Source organism: Prevotella conceptionensis 9403948, assembly GCF_000312305.1.
GTDB lineage: Bacteria > Bacteroidota > Bacteroidia > Bacteroidales > Bacteroidaceae > Prevotella > Prevotella conceptionensis.
On sequence record NZ_HE999444.1, the window covers coordinates 201,960 to 220,511 of the forward strand.

An 18,552-nucleotide genomic window follows, 5' to 3' on the forward strand; every position below is an offset into this window, starting at 1 on the left:
TAAAGGATTTAAATGGGAATGGGGAAAACCTACATCAACTCTAGTAAATGATTATGAAAGCGTGTTGTCTGCAGTCTTTGCTAGAGAGAATAGAGAAAATAAAGCTTATGTGAAAGAGTGTAAGCAATTAGAAGCAGAAGAAAAAACACACAATAAGGTCCCTAAAATGATCTCAGACCTTATTATTGAAGTTTGGGATTCTGTGTTTCCTCATCGGAAGATAAAGTTAGAAGATGCTTCCATTAAAGTTGCTCTTCCTAGTGATGAAACGACTACATATCAAGCGAACAACATGTCTGATGGAGAACGTGTTGCTATTTACTTAATAGGACAATGCCTTATTGCACCTACTAACACTATTGTTGTAATAGATGAACCGGAAATTCATTTACATAAAGCGATTATGCATAGGTTATGGGATGAAATTGAAAAGCGTTGTTCTGATAAAACCCTTGTGTATATAACGCATGATCTTGATTTTGCAGCTTCTAGAAAAGATGCTGCCAAGATCTGGGTCAAATCATATCAAGGGAACTTGACTTGGGAGTATTCTATTCTTGCCCCTAATGCTGATATTCCCGACAAGCTCTACTTTGAGGTTCTTGGAAGTAGAAAGCCTGTATTATTTGTAGAAGGAGAGAAGGGTAGTTATGACTCTCATCTATATTCATATATTTATGATGGCTATAATGTAATTCCTTGCGGCAATTGTTATAACGTAATTGCTATGACCAAAGCCTTCAATAATGAGGAAGTCAAGAAGTTACACAATAACAATATCGTTGGTATTGTTGACAGAGACTATATGACTCGCGAAGAGATAAATGCCATTGAGAATAACAATATAAAAGTATTGCCTATTGCTGAAATAGAAAATTTATATCTCCTTGAAGGAGTTGTCAGAGCTGTTGCTGAAAATCAAGAATTATCTGCTGATAATATATTTGAAATAGTTAAGGAGTTCGTTTTTAAAGAGTTCTTAAAAGAAAAAGAAACGCAAATATGTAAAATGTGCGAAAGAGATATACACCATAAACTGAAGGGTTACAGTGTAGGAAAGAAACCAACAAAAGCCGATCTAAGAAAACAACTAAAGGATATTGTTGATCAAATTGACACGGATGGCATGTATGAGGAATATGAAAATCAGATCGATCAAATTATAGCAGAACAGAGTTATGATGAACTTCTTTTGCTATATAATCGAAAAAGCCTACACAAAAGAGTTTCTCCTTTCTTTGAACTTGCTACAGATAATTATTCCAAGTTAGTTCTACGCTTACTTAAAACTGACAGAGGAAAAGTTATTATAGATTCGATGAGAAAGAGATGTCCTAATTTATCTGAAGTAAAAGAATTGTAATTCTCTCAATTGCGTTTGATGAGCTGCTACGACTTGTGTTCTCACCAGTCGGGGACGGATAAACCGTTGATGGAGAGGAAGGGATTCTGCTTTGAATCGTTTTCAATGCAGAGCATCGTGCCATCTTCCTCGAAGTAGCGTCTGTACATGGATAAATAGATCTTGGCTTTGGCTTGCATGGTGTTTCCAGTGCGATACATTTGCGTTATCTGATCATCCGAGAAACCCATAAACGTTAAGAGCCTGCGTACATTGAGGAGGATAAGGAATAGAGGCATATACCGCTGAATGAAACTTCACTCTTCTTCGTAGGCTTTCTGATTCTTACACTGATGTGCCAGATCACGGTCCTTATTTTTGAGCCTGTCTTGCAGAACGACAACCTCCTTGTGAATGTGGTTTTGCAGAGCAAACTTGCGCAGGAGACATTAAAAGCCCCCTACAACTTTGATTTTCTCACCATGCGCGAAGACTATGACGAGAGGGATTTGGAAGATGAATTGACCAAACACATCACTCAGTTACTTCTGGAGCTGAGCAAAGGTTTTTCCTTTTGTGGCAGGCAGGTAGAGCTTGTGGTGTCAGGAACATCTTATCGGATTGATATGCTTTTTTACCATATTCGCCTTAAATGCTATGTGGTTGTAGAGTTGAAAACCCATGCCTTCCAACCAGAATATGTTGGTAAACTCAATTTCTATGTTACGGCAGTTGACAAATTGCTGAAGCAAGAAGAAGACAACCCTGCGATAGGGCTTCTCATTTGTAAGACAAAAGATGAGACCAAAGTGGAATGGGCTTTCAATGGCATCAATAAGCCATTAGGTGTGGCTGCTTATGAAATAAATAGTCCTCCCTTATAAACCTAATATTCTGCTGATTCATAGTACATTATCCTGTAAATTACTTGCTTATATCTGCAAGTTTTTGTACCTTTACACTATAATTCTTGCAGATATTTATGCTTAAACGTACATCTAAACAGCTCTCTATGTTCTCTTCTTTAGAGGACATGCTTAGTCATCAACATCCCCTTTTCCAACTTAGTAATAAGATTAATTGGGAATGTTTTGAAAATGCTTTTTCTCCTTTGTATTGCAGCAATAATGGTCGCCCGGCTCATCCTATTCGCCTGATGTGTGGTCTTTTAATCTTAAAACATTTGCGTAATGTGTCAGATGAAATGGTTGTTTTTCAATGGAGTGAGAATGCTTACTATCAATATTTCTGTGGTGGACTTGAATTTATGCCAAAACAACCCTGTGACGCTTCCGAGTTAGTTCACTTCAGAAATCGTATAGGTGAGGAAGGTATGGAGTTAATATTAGCAGAAAGTATCCGTGTTAATACCGACCATGATGACGAAGATCATTTTGATACTGCTTTCATTGATTCTACCGTGCAGGAGAAGAATATAACCAATCCTTGAGATGCGAAGTTGCATAAAAAGATAATCAAAAACGTTCTGAAGATCGTTCATGACAATTGTCTTCCTCTACGACAGAGTTATACGCGTACCTTGAAAGGCATTTACCGTTCCCAACGTTTTCGTAATCATCCCAAGAATCGTAAGAAAGCTCTTAAGGCAGATAGGCAACTGAAGACCATAGCAGGTAGATTAGTAAGAGAGCTAGAGCGTAATCTTGGGAGAAGGAAAGGATATGAGAAGATGTTTGAGCTATATTACAGAGTTCTTTCTCAGAATAGGAAGTCAAAGAACAAAGTATATTCTCTGCACGAACCAGATGTTGTTTGCGTCAGCAAAGGTAAGGAACATAAGCAATATGAGTTTGGCAATAAAGTATCTATTCTTCGCTCATGGTCAGGACTTATTCTTGGTGCATGTTCTTTTAGGAATGAATATGATGGGCATACTATCGAAAAGACGTTAGAACAAACCCAAAGGATGACAGGAAAGCAGGTTGATAAGTTAGCAGGAGATAGAGGGTATAGAGGTATAAAGCAGATTGGGCAGACAAAGATACTCATTCCAGACGTTCCTAAAGCTAAAGACAGCTACTACCAAAAGAAAAAGAAACACAAACTATTTTGTAAACGAGCAGGTATAGAACCAACAATAGGACATCTTAAAGCAGACCACCGATTATCTCGCAACTTTTATAAAGGTGTGAAAGGAGATGCTATCAATGTATTATTAGCTGCGGCAGCATATAACTTCAAAAGAGCTATGAGAGTTCTTTTGTACCTTATAAAAAGAATCAGCATAGAGCTTGTCAGTACAAGTTTTATGCTGAAATATAGTTTTTAAGGAACGACTAAATAACATCATACCGAAGGAAATTGTTTCAAAATTGCCCACAATTGAAGAGGTCGAACAAGGACTTAATAAGGTTGATGTTCCTAAGAAATCTTCAAAGGAATAGAATAATCTCCCCTAAATAGCAAAAATGCTACTTGGGGGAGTATTTTATTCTTTCAAATGCTTCTTCAATTCACCCTGCTCCTGCAAAATACGTTTCTGTTCCATCAGTAACTCGGATTGTCGTTGTAGGGCTTGTTCGTAATTGATAACCTTCTGCTCTAACTGATGGATGGCTTGGGGATTGCGATGCGAGATAAACATACTGTCAAGATGAGCAAAGTCTGAGACGGTGGCTTTGCCTTGCATACGCAGATAGCGGTAACGCAACTCGTAGTCAGAGGCGGTTTGAAGTTCATGAGCACCCATGGAGAAAAACCAACAACTCACCATGACTAAACCGCAAACAAGACCTAGTAAAATTCGCTCGGCTAAACGTACACTAGCAAAGAGCGAGTAGTTCTTAAACACCACTGGCTTTTGTTGCTCGCTGATAAGTTTTTGTAAGGCTTCAAACTTTGTGTCGAGTTTCTTGAACGACTCTTCTAATGCCGCCAAAACAAAAAGTTGGTGCTCTTTGATTTTGGCTTTCGTTTCTTGGGATAGTTGGAGGTGTACAGCTTTGGGCACTTGGGTGTTATCTTGAGGCTTCGTATTTTGTTGCTCAACCAAAGCAGTACGAAGTTCTGCCTGTGACTTCTTGATGGTTTTGCATTCTTGTTTGAGTTCTTCGAGGATGTCGAGAATGGGGGCTGTTTCATTATTCATACTGATATAAATTTGATGTGATTAAATTCTACGTTTGCGATTAGCTCTATTGCGAAGTTTCTTTTGAAAACGTATTTCGTCTACATCTACACCAGCATTAGACGTTGGCAGTGTGAAACTTTCGACGAATGCTTCGGATAGTTCTGTAAGAAAATTACTCGATCCTTCAGAAACCTCCTTAGACACTAGTACAAGTTGTTCATACTGTTGCTGCTGATTATTTTGATTGAGCGTTTCATTAAGTCGAGCAAAGGAGTATGAGCGGTCTATCTTCGACCCACTAAAACTACATCCGTCTTTTACAAAGATGATTCCTTGGATAACATCGGTATTGCCTTTCGTCTTGAAACGAGTGGTAATACCTTGTTGCTCTAGACCAGCAACAAAAACTTTCCAATTTTTCGATTGGGGTAACACTGCCTTGATGGCATCGAATATCTCATACTTCAATTTATCTTCCCCCCGCAATCGAGGGCGATTCACCTTTTGTTTTCCTTCCCCAATAGTCAAGCCATAACGTTCAGTCAATTCTCTGCAAATCTTTGTGGAGCGATATTTCTCGTTGCGGTCGGTGATGGTCTTGCCATCGTTGCCAATGCGGTTGATGCAAATATGCAAGTGCGGATGCTGGCGGTCACTGTGCCTTACAATCAGGCTCTGTGTATCGGCATAGCCCATTTTCTCTAAATACTCATCGGCAATCTTCACCATCATAGCATCCGTTAATCTTTCGGCGTCATTTGCAGAAAATGAGAGGATGGTATGACAAACTGCTTTTTGTACATTTGGACGCATAGATGCTTGCAAATTGAAGTCGTGTGCAATATCATTTGCCAGAGTACTCCGTACACCAGTAGCAGCTAAGACTTTCGCTTTATCATCCGGCCTATTGAGCATATAATTGATGACACCATTGAAGTCTGTTCCTTGTATAATCTTGGCAATCATGATTTCAATCGTTTCAAGAGTTCGTGAATAAGTTGTTTTAGCGCATTCAAATCTTCATGGATTGCAGAGATACCGAAAGTATTGAGCTGATGGGCTATCTGATTGAGATTGTTTGCCATCCCTGAAACGCAACGAATGAGTTGCATATCTTCGGGTTTGATACGACTCTTTATCTCTGCTTTGGTGATGAGTTGTCGCAAAAACTCAGTGCGCGACATAGAGGCTTCACGAGCTTTGCCCTGCAGGGTGTAATACTCCATCGTGTTGAGTCGAAGCAGTACTTGATATTTTCGTTTTTCAGACAACGTCTTGGTGGGGCGTCCACCCTTATTCTTCTGTTCCATAACTTCTTGTTTTTCATGAGACCAACGGGATTTTCTCTCCCTAGGGAAGGGAGCAAGGAGGTTTTGAGATACTCAAAACACAAACTTGCTTCCCAGATACACACTATCTTCTGATACCATGCTTCGTGGTCGGTAGTAACGGTTGCTTTTCTTTGAGTTGGGACTTAGATACGAGCCATTCGTTGAGGTCTTTGTGCTCTCGGTAGCGTGTAGCACCATCAATGACCTGCGGAAAAATTTGCTTCAAAACGGCAAATGATTTTCGCCCGGCATCGTCATTATCCAGAAAACTTTCCACTTCTCGATAGCCCGCAATCTGTTCTTTGATGCGGGGCAAAAGTGCCAAAGAGTTGAGCACGATGGCATCGCAGGTGGAAGAAGGATGGAACGTTTGCCATGACAGAAAATCCATGAAGCCCTCAAAGATTTGTAGGCATTCGCTTCCTCTTCTAATCGTTGTGGTCGCCTTCGGTGCGATACATCCTTTGAAATATAGACTACGGATTTCCCATCCGCCAGCATCATTAGCAAAGCCGATAGCATAAAACAATCGTCCTGCATTGCGGTAGTTTATCTCATAGCAAAACTCATTGGCGATGGCTGAGTTAATCCCTCGTTCTGAAATATAATTCAGCAAGTGTGGACTGGTAAGTGACACCACGGAAAGAAGTTTCAGCTTATGTTCAGCAAAATCCTTCTTTCCTCCAAAAGAAAAAGGTCTTGGTCTTAATGACGTCCCATTCTCCAATAGTTGTAATGCTTCTGCCATATCGCAATGATGTAAAGCGCATACAAGGTCGATGATGTCTCCATGCTCGCCAGTGCCAAAGTCGTACCACAGGTTGCGCTCTGTATTGACTTTGAAGGATGGTGTGCGCTCATTACGCAGCGGAGAGCAGTACCAATAGTGAATACCTTGTATTCGCGCAGGGGGATAGCCCTGTTGTTGCAAATAATCGGTGATAGAAATTTGCTTGATGTGTTGTATTTCCATTGTTGTTTTGTTTTAAGTTGAAATGAAATTGACGCAGCCTATTTTCTTTTGGAGGCTGGTTGATTCTTGTTTGGTCGGACGGTCGTAAACTATAGGCACCCATTTGCGACCGACCAAACTTATTTCTCTTTGGTCGGGTTGGTTCAGGTATATATAGCCTGCGTCCGACCGACCAAAGGTTTTAGGACTGGTTATCTTGGTTGAGCCGATATTTCCCTCGTTCTTCCTTTATCAGCATGTCTTTGTTGAGCATAAATTGCAGAAGTTCTTTGAGTTTGGTTTGCCCATAAGATTGCCCTACGACCTCAGTATAAGCCTTTTTGAGTGCCACGATAAGTTCGCCATAGGGCAAGACTTCGTGCAAAGAAAAGGCTTGTGTCAATACTTTTCGATGTTCTGTGTCGCTTAGTTCGTGGTAAGAATAGCGGTGGGGGTTGCGCTCATTGTCCGTATAGGTATGGTCGATTTCAGGAACGCACACCTCATCTTCCATTTCCTTGAGCCGAAAAGCAAATTTGTCGAAAGGCTTGGAACGAATGATGGCAGGGGCAACGATGCTTCGCTCGGGCAGCGTGTTGTCCCTCGTGACTTGCAGGACGGTCTCTGCCTTGTTGTTGAGTTCTGTGCCGATATGCCCTCGCACGTTGTCATCGCCTTTGTTGAGGTGAAGCACGGTTTGAATATGGATATTCTGCTCGCTCGTCCACTGCATCAGGTCGCCTACAAGTCTAGTCGCCTCCGTTGAGTTGTTGATGTCGAGCATCAAATCACGAATGCCGTCAATGACCACCAGTCCCACGTTGGGCGTGTTGTAAATGGCGTAACGGATGATTTCTCTGCGCTCGTTCGGGTCGGCAATGGCTCTGAGGTGGCAGAACTTTAGACTCTCCGGCTCTCTATCAATCGGGAGTCCCGCCAATCGCAGAATGCGTTGCATCACAAGTTGGCAATGGTAAGGGCTTTGCTCCGTGTCAAAGTAGAGGATAGTGCGCTTGCTCTCGGGAAATAATGCCCGATACTCCAGCACTTGTCCATTGATAAGGGCTGCTGCAACAATGGCACTCACATTGAAAGTCTTCTTGGCTTTCGCCTTGCCTGTCGAGACACTGAAGTTGCCCAGCGTACCGATGATGGCTTCGCCTGCTTGCAGCACAACAGGCGGAAGCGAGAACTCGTCCGTTACATGGATGAGCGATGCTTTCCAAATGTTTTCATAATCTGTCGTATTCATCCTCGTCCTCTAGTCTTTCGTCCTGCCAACTCCAGCGCAAGGTCGGCATCAACAATAATCTTGCGACCTACTTGCGTGATGGCACGGTCGATTTTACCACTTTGCTTGATGCGATTAGCCGTGGGCAGACTGCACCCAAAGAGACGTGCAATGCCAGCCAAGCCATATACATACCGTCTTTCTTCTTTGGAGGAGGAAACCTTTGCAGTTTCTCCACTTGTGGACATATTGCCGTGTTGTGCAAGGAAAAACAACTCTTCGCCGGTCATCTGCCAAACAGGTTTGCCCAATAATTCGTTTATCGTCATAATTCGATCGTTTTGAAATGAATAATTCGCCCTTGCGCATAGGGCATTTAGTCAGGTCTGACGATGCAAAAGTAGAGGACCTTTGATGTTATTCCAAGAGGCAAGGATGCAGTGGGAAGTATCAGGAAATGTGAGGAAATCATAAGGGCTCACTAAGTGTAAAAACAGCAGCCTAAAATCACACTTTCAGAGATAAACTCGTCATCGCACGCTATCAGATTTAAATGCCTTTGTTCTGAAACCAAGAATAAAGCCCAGCCCTTTATGTTAATACTCAGAGTTTCTTTGTTTTATTGAGGCTAATTTATTACCTTTGTTCATTAGAAATAAATAAGGCAAATATGGAATTTGAACCTAAAGGTATACTGAAAATTGAAGGTAGTTTTTTTGTTCCAGACTATCAGCGTGGCTATAGATGGGGAACATCAGAAGTAGAACTACTATTAAATGATATTACGGAAAACGGCAAGCAACATGGGCAGAATTATTATCTCCAGCCAATTGTCGTAAAGGCTATCGGCAAAAATAATTACGAACTTATCGATGGGCAGCAACGACTTACAACGCTTTATCTAATACTTAGTTATCTGCGTAAACAGCTTCCTAGTGTCCGTATTCGCTATGATATTACTTATGAAACCCGAAAGGAAACACATGATTATCTTCAAAATATAGACTTTAGTAAGAAAGAAGACAACATAGATTTCTTTTTCATTGCCAATGCTTTTGAAACAATTGAAGGTTGGTTTGAAAAGAAGCAAAAGAATGGTGAAGACTTATTGGGGGTATGTATTAATTTTTATCAGCAACTTAACGATAATGTGAAAGTTATATGGTACGAACCGGAGGAAAATGTTAGCGGGGTAGAACTTTTTACCCGATTAAATATTGGTCGTATCCCTCTCACTAACTCAGAGTTGGTAAGAGCATTGTTTTTAAGTAGAAATAGCGGATTGACTAATGGTAGACAATTAGAAATAGCGGCAGAGTGGGATAATATCGAAAAAGAATTGCACTCTCCGGCTTTCTGGGCATTTCTTACCAATTATAATCCAAAAGAATACCCAAACCGAATAGAATTGCTATTTGACATGATGGCTGGTGGACGAAAAACGAAAGATAAGTATGCAACCTTCTTTTTCTTCAATCAGCGCATTAATGAACAAGGGAATAAGATAGATGTATGGAATAGCATTATAGCCTTTTATGAGCAACTAAAAGAATGGTATGAGAGCAGAGAATTATTCCATAAGGTTGGATATCTTGTTGCATTGAACCAAGAAAACCTTCGCCGTTTACTTAATGAAACAAAAGAGATGAAGAAGTCGGAGGTAAGTAGCTATATTGACTGCAAGATAAAAGAAAGTCTTAAAGATATAGAATCGCTGGAGAACTTAAATTATCACGATAATTACCAAGACATTCATAATGTATTGCTCCTTTTCAACATTATCTCAATAATGAAAAACGATGATGATAGTCTGCGCTTCCCCTTTGATAAATATAAGGCAAATGGTGTAAAATGGAGTATGGAACATATACATGCTCAGAATGCTGAAACCTTGAACACAAGCGAGAAGCGAAAAGAATGGTTAAGGCTTCATTACGAAGTTTTGCCAAAAGGAAATAGCGAAGATATTAAAGAGTTAGAATCAAGAATAACAGAAGCTCTTAAATTAGAAGTAGTGAGCAGAGAATTGTTTACCACTCTCCAGCGAGATGTGTTTAGCTTCTTTTCAGAAGAGGAAAATGGTGAATATATAGATAATCTATCTAATATGGCTCTACTCAACTGTGCTGATAATGCAGCTTTGAACAATTCTGTGTTTGAAGTAAAACGGCAGCAAATCATCCAAATGGATAAAAAGGGACACTTCATTCCATACTGCACACGCATGGTATTCCTCAAATACTATAATAGTGAAATAAACTCGCAATTACATTCATGGGACGAAAACGACCGCAAAGCCTATATGTCTGCAATAAGCGAAGCCCTGTCCCCATATCTAACCTCAATAACTGGAGAATAAATGAAACAATATAGCTTTATAGATGTGTGCCAACAAGAGTTAAATGGCATAGAAATACCTCTTATCCAGCGAGATTATGCCCAAGGACGCAAACAAGAAGCAAAAAAGCGTGGTAGATTCCTGCAAGCTTTGCATGAGGCTGTAAAAGGAAAAGGGATAAGTCTAGATTTCATTTATGGAAGTCTTACAAAGGATAAGAAGCTTATTCCTTTGGATGGTCAGCAACGGCTTACCACTCTGTTTCTATTACATTGGTATGCAGCCAAGCGCGATGGCATAGCAAAAGAGGAATGGGAGTGTTTGGGTAAGTTTACATATTCAACTCGTATCAGCGCACGGCGCTTTTGCGAACATTTGCAAGAGTTTACTCCTGTCTCTGAAAGTAAAGACCCTATTTCAGCACAGATACATAACGAGGCGTGGTACTCGCTATCTTGGGATAACGATTCTACTGTGATATCTATGCTTCAAATGTTGGATGATATTGCGCTTACTTTCCATGATATAGATGACCTATGGGAGGAAATATGCAAGAATAAGAAGATTACTTTCTGTTTTAGAACCCTTGAGGATATGGGGGTTACTGATGATATTTATATCAAGATGAATTCACGCGGGAAGCCTCTTACAGATTTTGAACATTTCAAGGCAGAGCTGACAAATTTGATAAAACGGGAAGATTTCAGCCTGAAAATAGACAAAGACTGGACTAATATGCTATGGCCTTACCGAGGAGATAACAATATTATTGACGAAGAGTTTCTTGCTTATTTCCATTTTGTTACAGACATTATATGTATCAAGAAGGGTACCGATATTATTGGGGCAGATCAAGATTTTGATACTGGTAATAGTTATTTTGAAATGATATCGGTTTACAAAGATGAAGATAACCAGAATATCAATTTATTGGAAAGATACTTTGATTGTTGGTGTGAGATTGGGGATATTGATAAGTATTTCAGCAGTTACCTTGCAAATTCCAAATATGAAGAGTCTAAAGTAAAAGTTTACGATTGGAATACCAACTTGTTTAAGGACTGTTGTGAAAATTATCGGGGAATAGGACGAAGAAGAAGCTCTTTTACTATAAATAAAATAATAATGCTATATGCTTTTATTATCAGGAACACTGAAGGTAAACATATTGATGATAAGATATTTCGTCGCAGGCTTCGGATTCTACGCAACCTTGTGTGGAACTCAATTTACGAATTGAGAACAGATCGTATACAAAAACTCTTGGAAGAAACCGAACAGATTATCCTAGAGGGACAAATTTCAGTCAGCAAGGAAGACAGAGGATTCAATCGACAGCAGAAGGAAGAGGAACTCAATAAGCTAATTTGGTGTGAAACCCATTCTGCGTATGTTGATAATCTGTTCCATTTAGAAGACCATCATCTTCTTTACGGATGTACTGCTATAGCAGATTTGGGAAAGCCAGACATGATAGAAAAACTTCGTACTTTTCTTAATATCGAATTACAAACCATCAGTAGGGCATTGCTTACTTATGGAGATTATGGTCAAACCATTAACAATTACAAGCAGATAGGCAATGGGGCAGAAGACGTTTGGAAACAGCTGCTACATCCTTCTAACCAGAGAGGCGGATTCGAAAATACACGGCGTGTGCTTGCGGAAATGTTAGACAATAGCCCTGCAGTCACGGAAGAAGAGCTGAATGAAAGAATAGACACTTATCTAAAAGCAACAGAAACTCCTAAAGATTGGAGATATTACTTCGTAAAGTATCCTTGCATACTGTCAAAACCAACCAACGGAAAGTACGACTGGAAAAACAGCTATGAGTTAAATATAATGAGTGCCAATACCTATCGTGGGCGTTATTGGGATGCAATTTCCCTTGCAATATACAATAAATATGGAGAAATAGAGAATTTATTTTTGGATAATTGGGGAAATCCTCTAATGTTACCATCAGGAAACAAACTTGTTAATAAGCAAGGGTATTTTATAGTACTAAATAAAGAAGGAGAAACTTTGTATGAAGAAAAGATACCTCAAACTGATGGAGTAGACGCTAAGGATAGAGTTAATATGGCATTGTCGCTGATTAAGAGTTATTAAATAGACGAAGATGGAAGAAAATAACAAGTGGGTCGTTGCAGCAGCCAAAGTAGCACAGCGACTACATAAGGATCAAAAAGATAAGGCTGGTGTAAACTACTTTAGTGGACACTTGTCTTACGTTGCCTCCTTGGGAAAAACATGGCAGGAAAAGGTTGTTGGATATCTTCATGATGCAAATGAAGATACACCTAATAGTATTGACTCCATTCTAATGATGCTTGAAGAAGAATCAAAAGACACCTTGCTTGCTCCAGAAAGAGATAAAATTTCTAAAGCATTACTTCTACTCAATCACCATACAACCAAAAGCAGAGAAGAATATATCAAGTGCATAAGTAGAGATCCGTTAGCAAAAGCCGTTAAAATAAACGATTTAACTCACAACATGGATGTTCGGCGTTTACCACATATTTCACCCAAAGATATTGAGCGATTTGAAAGATATAGGAAAGAGTATGCCATTCTTACTAAAGAGTTCACAAGAAATATTGTACACTAAGTGAAGGGTAACTATAAGAAAAGCTTATCCGTTTGGCAAGAGCGAGCTAATCATACAAAATATTCCAAACACTAAGCATTAATATTTATTTGTACGTCATACCCCGATAAGTTATGAGGTTGATATTCATAGTATCAAAAATTTTGGGTGCAATAAAGGGTGTAAATCACGTAACTCGTTGATTTACGCCCTTGTTTGCGGAGAGAGAGGGATTCGAACCCCCGGTACCTCTCGGTACGGCAGTTTTCAAGACTGCTGTAATCGACCACTCTACCATCTCTCCTTTATTATAGAAGGCCTTAGTGGTAAGGCGGTGCAAAGATAACACTTTTTTTGATTTGGCAAACGATGTTCGAAATTTTATAAACAAAGTTACAGAAATGTTCAAATACAGGCCTTAGGAGGCAACACTTAATGAGGAACAGACGGGTTAGAGATGGCTTAATGCGGGTTAGAAATGGCTTAGAGATGGTTATAGATGTTTTATAGATGGCTTATAGATGGCTTAAAATGGCTTAGAAATGGTTTAGAGATGGGTTAAAGAAGGCTTAAAGAAGGCTTAAAGCGGCTTAGAGATGGTTTAGAGATGGAACCGATACTTCTTTGTGGCGCGCTGTGGAACCATCGAACCATAACTTCCCGAAATACCGCCAGGAGCCATACCCATGTATTGCTGCCAGCGATTACCAATGCGTTCCACATAGTCTACCGTTTCGCTGCCGCGCATATAACCATTCTTCACGATAGGGTCGTTATAAAATTGCGGAGTGCTTAGGCGTAAGACGAAAGGTGCCACCTCTTCCCAACGTTGCGGGTTTCGGCCGTACTTCCGCGCCAAAGCCATAGCATCGCGCACATGACCCGCACCGCCATTATAGCTGGCTAACACAAAACGTATGCGTTCCATGCGGTCGCCAATGTCGTTGAACTTCCCGTCCAGTTCCCTGATAAGCCTTGTGGCCGCCGCAACATTGGGTTCAGGTTCATGCACTTGACTGGCAGGCAAACCCAAATGAGCCGCCGTGCCAGGCATTATCTGCATCAATCCCCTTGCACCAGCCCACGAATGCGCCTGCGGGTCGAACGTAGATTCCTGATAACATTGCGCCGCCAACAACCGCCAATCCCAGCGGGCGGTTGGCGCATACTTCTGGAAAAGATGGTCGTATTGCGATATAACGCCCGCCTTTCGGTCCAGCATGGGCGAATAAACATGGCGCGTAATGCTGCGCGACGAAAGCGCGAACTGCTCTTCGGCCTTAATCTTTGCTAGCAATGCAGGCTTAAACCACTTGTTCAGCGTGTCGGCCAAAGCCTCGTTCCCCTCTTGAACCGCCCACTGGCCATTGCCCGATGCCGACGATGCACCACAAAAGGCCACGCCCCCTACCTTTTTGGGCAAGAAGAAAGCCACCAAATCGCCATCGCCATTCTTTAATCTTGCCACCATGTCGGCCGTGTCTTTGCACACTTCCACCCTAAGCGAAACACCCAGCGCTTTGGCAAAACGTTCGCAAAGCAGATATTGCAAGCCCATTCCGCGACCGTGATAGTCGTAGTAATTCTCTGGACCTGTAAGGGTAAGCATGATGAGTTCGCCGTTGTGGATAATGTCGTTGAGCGAAAAACCGCTTTCTGCCGAAGTGGCACTATCGGCACCAAGCGTCGTACCCCACGGCGTTTCCACGGGTTGGTTTTGTTTCTTATGGTTGCAAGCCACTAGGCCAACAACCATCAGCATGATGAAGGATAGGCGAAAGAGGATGTTCACATTCTTGTTTTTTGAGGGCGAATACGGGGTTTACGTTATAGGCATGCGCGGGTATTAGCATGCCACGGTCATGTTGTTGTTAGTGGTGTTCGGGTACGATGGCGAAGAAAACAAAGTCTTCCGTGCCGTTGTTTTCAAAATAATGGGCGTGCCCCATAGGACAATAATGCACCTGTCCTGGTAAGAGCGTTTCTTTTTCGCCGTCGCAATAAAACGTTCCTTCGCCGCTCAATGCAAACACCACCTCGCAATTTTCTTCGTGCTTGTGCAGCCCGCTTGCAGCCCCTGGTTTCAAAACGTTGCGCATAATGCGGCACTTGTCGTCTACAAAGGCGCGCATGAACATTTCTCCATGTCCACCCTTAAAACCAACAATCTTGGTTTCTTCCAATTTATTCAAGTCGATGTGCATAACATTTTCTTTGTTTGTACCTTGCAAAGGTAGCAAAAAAAGAGGACACTCCCTTATAGGAAGTGCCCTCTTTTGTATAATTACTGCGCTGTAAACGGGGCATTGTCGGCATAATGCCACCGTTTACGTAAAAGCCATTTGGCTTAGAACGTAACGCGCAAGCCCACTTGTGCGTGCCAACGGCTGGCCACATCGCTAACAAATGGTGTATTGTCGAAATACTGGAACGATGCCACTTTCGTATCGGCTGCGGCACCATCTTCAACGCCCTGAACTTGCAACTTGTTAATGTTGTAAACAGAACCATAAGTTGTGCCCCAGTTCTTGTTAAGCAGGTTGGCCACGTTAAGGATGTCGAATACCAACTCTATTTTGCTGCCGCGTCCCTTCAAATAATAGAAGTCTTGCGAGATGTGCAGGTCGAATTGGTTTTCCCAAGGCGTCAGGTGTGAGTTGCGTTCGGCGTATTGTCCACGATGTTTGCGTGCATAGCTGTCGCCTTCAATCCATTGTTCAAACTGCGCCTTCTGTTCGTCGGCCGTAATGGTTCTCGAACCAACCTTCTTGTCCACAAACTTCATCTTAGCCAGTTCGTCTTTGGTGGGGATGTACAGCAAGGTGTTGCCTTTACGATAGTCGCCATTAAACGATTCGTTTTGGCTGTCGCTCATGGTCAAGCTATAACGTTGTCCGCTCGACCCGTTGTAAGTAAGCCCAACATGTGTTTGCCAGCGTCCATTGCCATAACGTTTGCTGTTATAATTGGCTGTAACAACAAGGCGATGGGGGATGTCGAACATCGAAGCAGCCAATACGGGCTCGTTGGGGTCTACGTTATAATAATAGCCCCAGTTGGAAAGGGCGATAGACGAAGTTCCATCGTTTACCGAGTACGAACGGCCGAACGTGTAGTTAGCCATGAGGTCGAGGCCGAACTTAAACGACTTCTCCACCTGGGCACTTAGCGAATAGCTGTATCCCTTGTTCGTATTCTTCATATTAACAATACTGCTGTAACTACCCGGCTTGCTGGCGTAGAAAATGGTAGACGAGTTTTCGGCACCCTCCACAGCATATACTCGTTTGCCTTCGTTTACAAGTGCCAGGTTTTCAAACCAAACGTTGTTGAGGTTTCGCGAGTAAAGTCCTTCCAAGGTAAACTTCATGTCCCAAGGCAGTTGTTGTTCCCAAGCCAAGTTGGCACGGAACACCTGTGGGAACTTGAAGTTACGAGCCACCGTTGCAATATTAGGTTTCACAGGAACGGCATTAAGCCCAGGGGCATGTGCCGCCTCTTCTGCATTGTTCTTATACGTTTCGAACGAAGGAGCAAGTGCACCCGTTTTTGAGTTTGCACGAATAGACACGCCTTTTTGCTCTATACCTGTGTTGGCCCAAGCGTTTTCAATCCAAACGAAAGGTGCGCGCCCGTTGAAAATGCCCAGTCCACCGCGCAGCATCGTCTTATGGGTTTCGTCTGTGTACCAACGGAAACCGAAACGGGGCGAGAACATCAGCACCGACTTGGGCTTACGTCCTACAACAGCATCGTGTTTCGTGGAGAAATCGCTAGCATTAAAGTCTTTGTTTGTCGATGGGTTATTTACATAATATGGAATGTCGAGCCGCACGCCATACGTAAATTGCAGCAAGGTGTTCAAATCCCATTTGTCTTGAACATAAAAGCCTACTTGTCCGCTTTTAAAGGGCGTCTTCCATTCTCTTGTTCCTGTAATGTTGGTATCTGCGTGGTTCCAAGTAAACTCGCTAGCCTTATCTGTCATAAAGGCTGTGATGCCGCCCATGCCTTTGCTTCCATACGAATACCGTCCGGTAAAGGCTTGCATAAACGAGTTCTTCATGTCGTACAGCTCGTTATGCGTACCAAAGGTAATGTTGTGGTTGCCCAGATACCAAGAGAGATTGTCTTCCAACACCCAAATATTCTGTTCAAGAGCATTCAACCCCGAAGAATATTCGGTACCGATGTTGATGTATTTGTCTCCTGCTGTTTCAACTTTGGTTATAGGATCGTATGCGCCAACCTTGCTCATAGCCACATTGGGCGCACGGTAAGGGATGTCGCGGCGGTCGCGCACCATGGTCAATCCCACGCGCAACTCGTTGTAAAGCGAACGGCTGAGGTGCGAGTTAAGTTCGGCCACAAACGAGTGCATGTTGTTTACGCGCTTATAGCCGCTGTTTACGAAGTTGTACGTGTTGTAGCTCGAGCTGATTTCGTCTTTATACGAGTCGTTAAACTGATAACGCAACGAGAACTTGTTGTTGCTGTTGATGTTCCAGTCGATGCGGCTCATGAGCGAGAATGCGCCCGAAGTGATGTCGGGGCGGCTATAATCTTCCCTTATTCCCGTTATCGTTTCGTATCTGTCGGCTATGGCCTTGGCCATGTCCAGGGTCATGAAATAGCCTGGGGCACCAGCGTAGTACGTAGCAGGGTAAGTGTTTTTCTTATACTCGGCACTTGCAAAGAAGAAAAGCTTGTCTTTCACGATGGGACCGCCAAAGGTAGCACCAAAAGTCTTGGTAGACTCGTTTTGGTATTTCTCTTTCATCCTTGTGTTTTGGTTCCATTGGCCATAGAGGTTCTCATCGGTGTAGTAGGTGTAGGCCGAGGCTTTAAATTCGTTCGTTCCCGACTTGGTAATGGCGTTGATGGCACCGCCGGTAAATCCGCTTTGGCGGATGTCGAAAGGCGAGGCCACCACCTGTATTTGCTCAACTGCGTCTAGGGCAATGGGGTTGGCATTGGTTTGGTTGCCAATTGTGCCGCCACTCGACAAGCCGAACACGTCGTTGCTCACCATACCGTCTATTTGGAACGAGTTGTAACGGTTGTTTGCTCCTGCGATGGTAATACCGCCTTTTTTGTTGGCCTTTACCAATGGCGACAGCGTTGCCACATCGTAAATGTTGCGGTTAACGGTGGGCGTGTTGTCGATTTGTGTCTTCGAAAATTGCGTTGAAGCGCCCGTTGTACCAACGCCGGCCTTGCCTGTAACCGTTACTTCGCCCAGTAACTTGGCGTCTTCTTTGAGATCGGCGTTGAATACGCTTGTTTCGCCGAGAGCTAAATTTACGTTCTCGACCACTTCGTCTTTGTATCCCACGTACGAGATGGTGATGGTGTAGGGGCCTCCTACGCGCATACCCTGTATGGAGTAGCGGCCTTTCTCGTTGGTTATGCCGTTGTAGCGAGTTCCTGAGGGGTTGTGTACAGCCACCACGGTGGCCCCAATAACCTCTTCACCGCCGGCAACAACCTTTCCGTTGATACCCGATGTTGTAACCTGTGCCATGAGGGGGGATGTGAGGAACATCACAATGGCGAACAGAAAAAACAATCTTTTTTGCATAGTGATTACAAAAATTAATTAATAAGAAAACTTTTTTATAACCCCTCGGGGGATTATAATGCAAAATTAATTCTTTTTCCGTGAAGTAGA

Annotated in this window: 15 protein-coding genes, 1 tRNA gene and 1 pseudogene; 6 read left to right on the forward strand and 11 right to left on the reverse strand. The window is 42.4% G+C overall.

The features are described 5' to 3' along the window. Positions 1 to 1,363: DUF4435 domain-containing protein (locus BN93_RS02955; RefSeq protein ID WP_019186869.1), on the forward strand; the 1,363-nt coding region annotated here is incomplete at its 5' end. A 41-nt stretch (positions 1,364 to 1,404) separates the two neighbouring features. On the opposite strand, the gene BN93_RS17875 is transcribed toward BN93_RS02955, so the two are convergent. After that, the gene (locus BN93_RS17875) at positions 1,405 to 1,641 is read right to left on the reverse strand and encodes a hypothetical protein (RefSeq protein WP_070720134.1); all 237 of its coding nucleotides are present in this window, start codon (positions 1,639 to 1,641) and stop codon (positions 1,405 to 1,407) included. A 90-nt stretch (positions 1,642 to 1,731) separates the two neighbouring features. On the opposite strand from BN93_RS17875, the gene BN93_RS02965 reads away from it, so the two are divergent. Both BN93_RS02965 and BN93_RS02970 read left to right on the forward strand, forming a co-directional pair. Beyond that, the gene (locus tag BN93_RS02965) at positions 1,732 to 2,226 is read left to right on the forward strand and encodes a DUF1016 domain-containing protein (RefSeq protein ID WP_232211089.1); all 495 of its coding nucleotides are present in this window, start codon (positions 1,732 to 1,734) and stop codon (positions 2,224 to 2,226) included. 98 nt (positions 2,227 to 2,324) lie between these two features. Continuing rightward, positions 2,325 to 3,632 (forward strand): annotated as a pseudogene (locus tag BN93_RS02970) (IS5 family transposase). Positions 3,633 to 3,791: 159 nt separating this feature from the next. Here BN93_RS02970 and BN93_RS02975 read toward each other — a convergent pair. From BN93_RS02975 to BN93_RS03000, 6 genes are all read right to left on the reverse strand, one after another. Continuing rightward, positions 3,792 to 4,451 (reverse strand): hypothetical protein, encoded by a 660-nt coding sequence (locus tag BN93_RS02975; RefSeq protein WP_019186874.1) that lies wholly within the window; start codon positions 4,449 to 4,451, stop codon positions 3,792 to 3,794. Positions 4,452 to 4,472: 21 nt separating this feature from the next. Next, complete coding sequence (locus BN93_RS02980; RefSeq protein WP_019186875.1) at positions 4,473 to 5,399, reverse strand: relaxase/mobilization nuclease domain-containing protein; 927 nt, start codon at positions 5,397 to 5,399, stop codon at positions 4,473 to 4,475. Continuing rightward, positions 5,396 to 5,743: a MobC family plasmid mobilization relaxosome protein gene (locus BN93_RS02985; protein ID WP_019186876.1), complete on the reverse strand. Its 348-nt coding sequence runs from the start codon at positions 5,741 to 5,743 to the stop codon at positions 5,396 to 5,398. The genes BN93_RS02980 and BN93_RS02985 overlap by 4 nt, the downstream gene beginning before the upstream one ends. A gap of 103 nt (positions 5,744 to 5,846) precedes the next feature. Next, positions 5,847 to 6,737 carry a CHC2 zinc finger domain-containing protein gene (locus tag BN93_RS02990; RefSeq protein ID WP_019186877.1) on the reverse strand — a complete coding sequence of 297 codons (891 nt, stop codon included), beginning with the start codon at positions 6,735 to 6,737 and terminating at the stop codon, positions 5,847 to 5,849. A gap of 181 nt (positions 6,738 to 6,918) precedes the next feature. Then, the gene (locus BN93_RS02995) at positions 6,919 to 7,968 is read right to left on the reverse strand and encodes an AAA family ATPase (RefSeq protein ID WP_019186878.1); all 1,050 of its coding nucleotides are present in this window, start codon (positions 7,966 to 7,968) and stop codon (positions 6,919 to 6,921) included. After that, positions 7,965 to 8,276, reverse strand: a complete 312-nt coding sequence (locus BN93_RS03000; protein WP_019186879.1) for a DUF3853 family protein — start codon at positions 8,274 to 8,276, stop codon at positions 7,965 to 7,967. Before BN93_RS03000 ends, BN93_RS02995 begins: the two co-directional genes overlap by 4 nt. Before the next feature lie 341 nt (positions 8,277 to 8,617). Here BN93_RS03000 and BN93_RS03005 point away from each other — a divergent pair, with 341 nt between their 5' ends. The 3 genes from BN93_RS03005 to BN93_RS03015 are packed head-to-tail and all read left to right on the forward strand — an operon-like array spanning position 8,618 to position 12,902. Further along, positions 8,618 to 10,306, forward strand: a complete 1,689-nt coding sequence (locus BN93_RS03005; protein WP_019186880.1) for a DUF262 domain-containing protein — start codon at positions 8,618 to 8,620, stop codon at positions 10,304 to 10,306. Continuing rightward, positions 10,307 to 12,400 carry a DUF262 domain-containing protein gene (locus BN93_RS03010; RefSeq protein ID WP_019186881.1) on the forward strand — a complete coding sequence of 698 codons (2,094 nt, stop codon included), beginning with the start codon at positions 10,307 to 10,309 and terminating at the stop codon, positions 12,398 to 12,400. It abuts the gene before it with no gap. Between the two features lie 10 nt (positions 12,401 to 12,410). Beyond that, positions 12,411 to 12,902, forward strand: a complete 492-nt coding sequence (locus tag BN93_RS03015; RefSeq protein ID WP_019186882.1) for a hypothetical protein — start codon at positions 12,411 to 12,413, stop codon at positions 12,900 to 12,902. 198 nt (positions 12,903 to 13,100) lie between these two features. Here BN93_RS03015 and BN93_RS03020 read toward each other — a convergent pair. The 4 genes from BN93_RS03020 to BN93_RS03035 form a co-directional block, all read right to left on the reverse strand. Next, positions 13,101 to 13,185: transfer RNA gene (locus tag BN93_RS03020), tRNA-Ser, on the reverse strand. 297 nt (positions 13,186 to 13,482) lie between these two features. Continuing rightward, positions 13,483 to 14,643, reverse strand: a complete 1,161-nt coding sequence (locus BN93_RS03025) for an MltF family protein (protein WP_019186883.1) — start codon at positions 14,641 to 14,643, stop codon at positions 13,483 to 13,485. A gap of 109 nt (positions 14,644 to 14,752) precedes the next feature. Continuing rightward, positions 14,753 to 15,085 carry a cupin domain-containing protein gene (locus BN93_RS03030; protein ID WP_019186885.1) on the reverse strand — a complete coding sequence of 111 codons (333 nt, stop codon included), beginning with the start codon at positions 15,083 to 15,085 and terminating at the stop codon, positions 14,753 to 14,755. Between the two features lie 143 nt (positions 15,086 to 15,228). Beyond that, on the reverse strand, positions 15,229 to 18,462 hold the full coding sequence (locus tag BN93_RS03035) for a TonB-dependent receptor (RefSeq protein WP_019186886.1): 3,234 nt from the start codon (positions 18,460 to 18,462) through the stop codon (positions 15,229 to 15,231). Between the last annotated feature and the right edge of the window lie 90 nt (positions 18,463 to 18,552).

Coding starts and splice junctions, on each gene's coding strand:
- BN93_RS17875 (WP_070720134.1), bottom strand. CDS start 1,641: ATGCCTCTATTCCTTATCCTCCTCAATGTACGCAGGCTCTTAACGTTT.
- BN93_RS02975 (WP_019186874.1), bottom strand. CDS start 4,451: ATGAATAATGAAACAGCCCCCATTCTCGACATCCTCGAAGAACTCAAA.
- BN93_RS02980 (WP_019186875.1), bottom strand. CDS start 5,399: ATGATTGCCAAGATTATACAAGGAACAGACTTCAATGGTGTCATCAAT.
- BN93_RS02985 (WP_019186876.1), bottom strand. CDS start 5,743: ATGGAACAGAAGAATAAGGGTGGACGCCCCACCAAGACGTTGTCTGAA.
- BN93_RS02990 (WP_019186877.1), bottom strand. CDS start 6,737: ATGGAAATACAACACATCAAGCAAATTTCTATCACCGATTATTTGCAA.
- BN93_RS02995 (WP_019186878.1), bottom strand. CDS start 7,968: ATGAATACGACAGATTATGAAAACATTTGGAAAGCATCGCTCATCCAT.
- BN93_RS03000 (WP_019186879.1), bottom strand. CDS start 8,276: ATGACGATAAACGAATTATTGGGCAAACCTGTTTGGCAGATGACCGGC.
- BN93_RS03005 (WP_019186880.1), top strand. CDS start 8,618: ATGGAATTTGAACCTAAAGGTATACTGAAAATTGAAGGTAGTTTTTTT.
- BN93_RS03010 (WP_019186881.1), top strand. CDS start 10,307: ATGAAACAATATAGCTTTATAGATGTGTGCCAACAAGAGTTAAATGGC.
- BN93_RS03015 (WP_019186882.1), top strand. CDS start 12,411: ATGGAAGAAAATAACAAGTGGGTCGTTGCAGCAGCCAAAGTAGCACAG.
- BN93_RS03025 (WP_019186883.1), bottom strand. CDS start 14,643: ATGCTGATGGTTGTTGGCCTAGTGGCTTGCAACCATAAGAAACAAAAC.
- BN93_RS03030 (WP_019186885.1), bottom strand. CDS start 15,085: ATGCACATCGACTTGAATAAATTGGAAGAAACCAAGATTGTTGGTTTT.
- BN93_RS03035 (WP_019186886.1), bottom strand. CDS start 18,462: ATGCAAAAAAGATTGTTTTTTCTGTTCGCCATTGTGATGTTCCTCACA.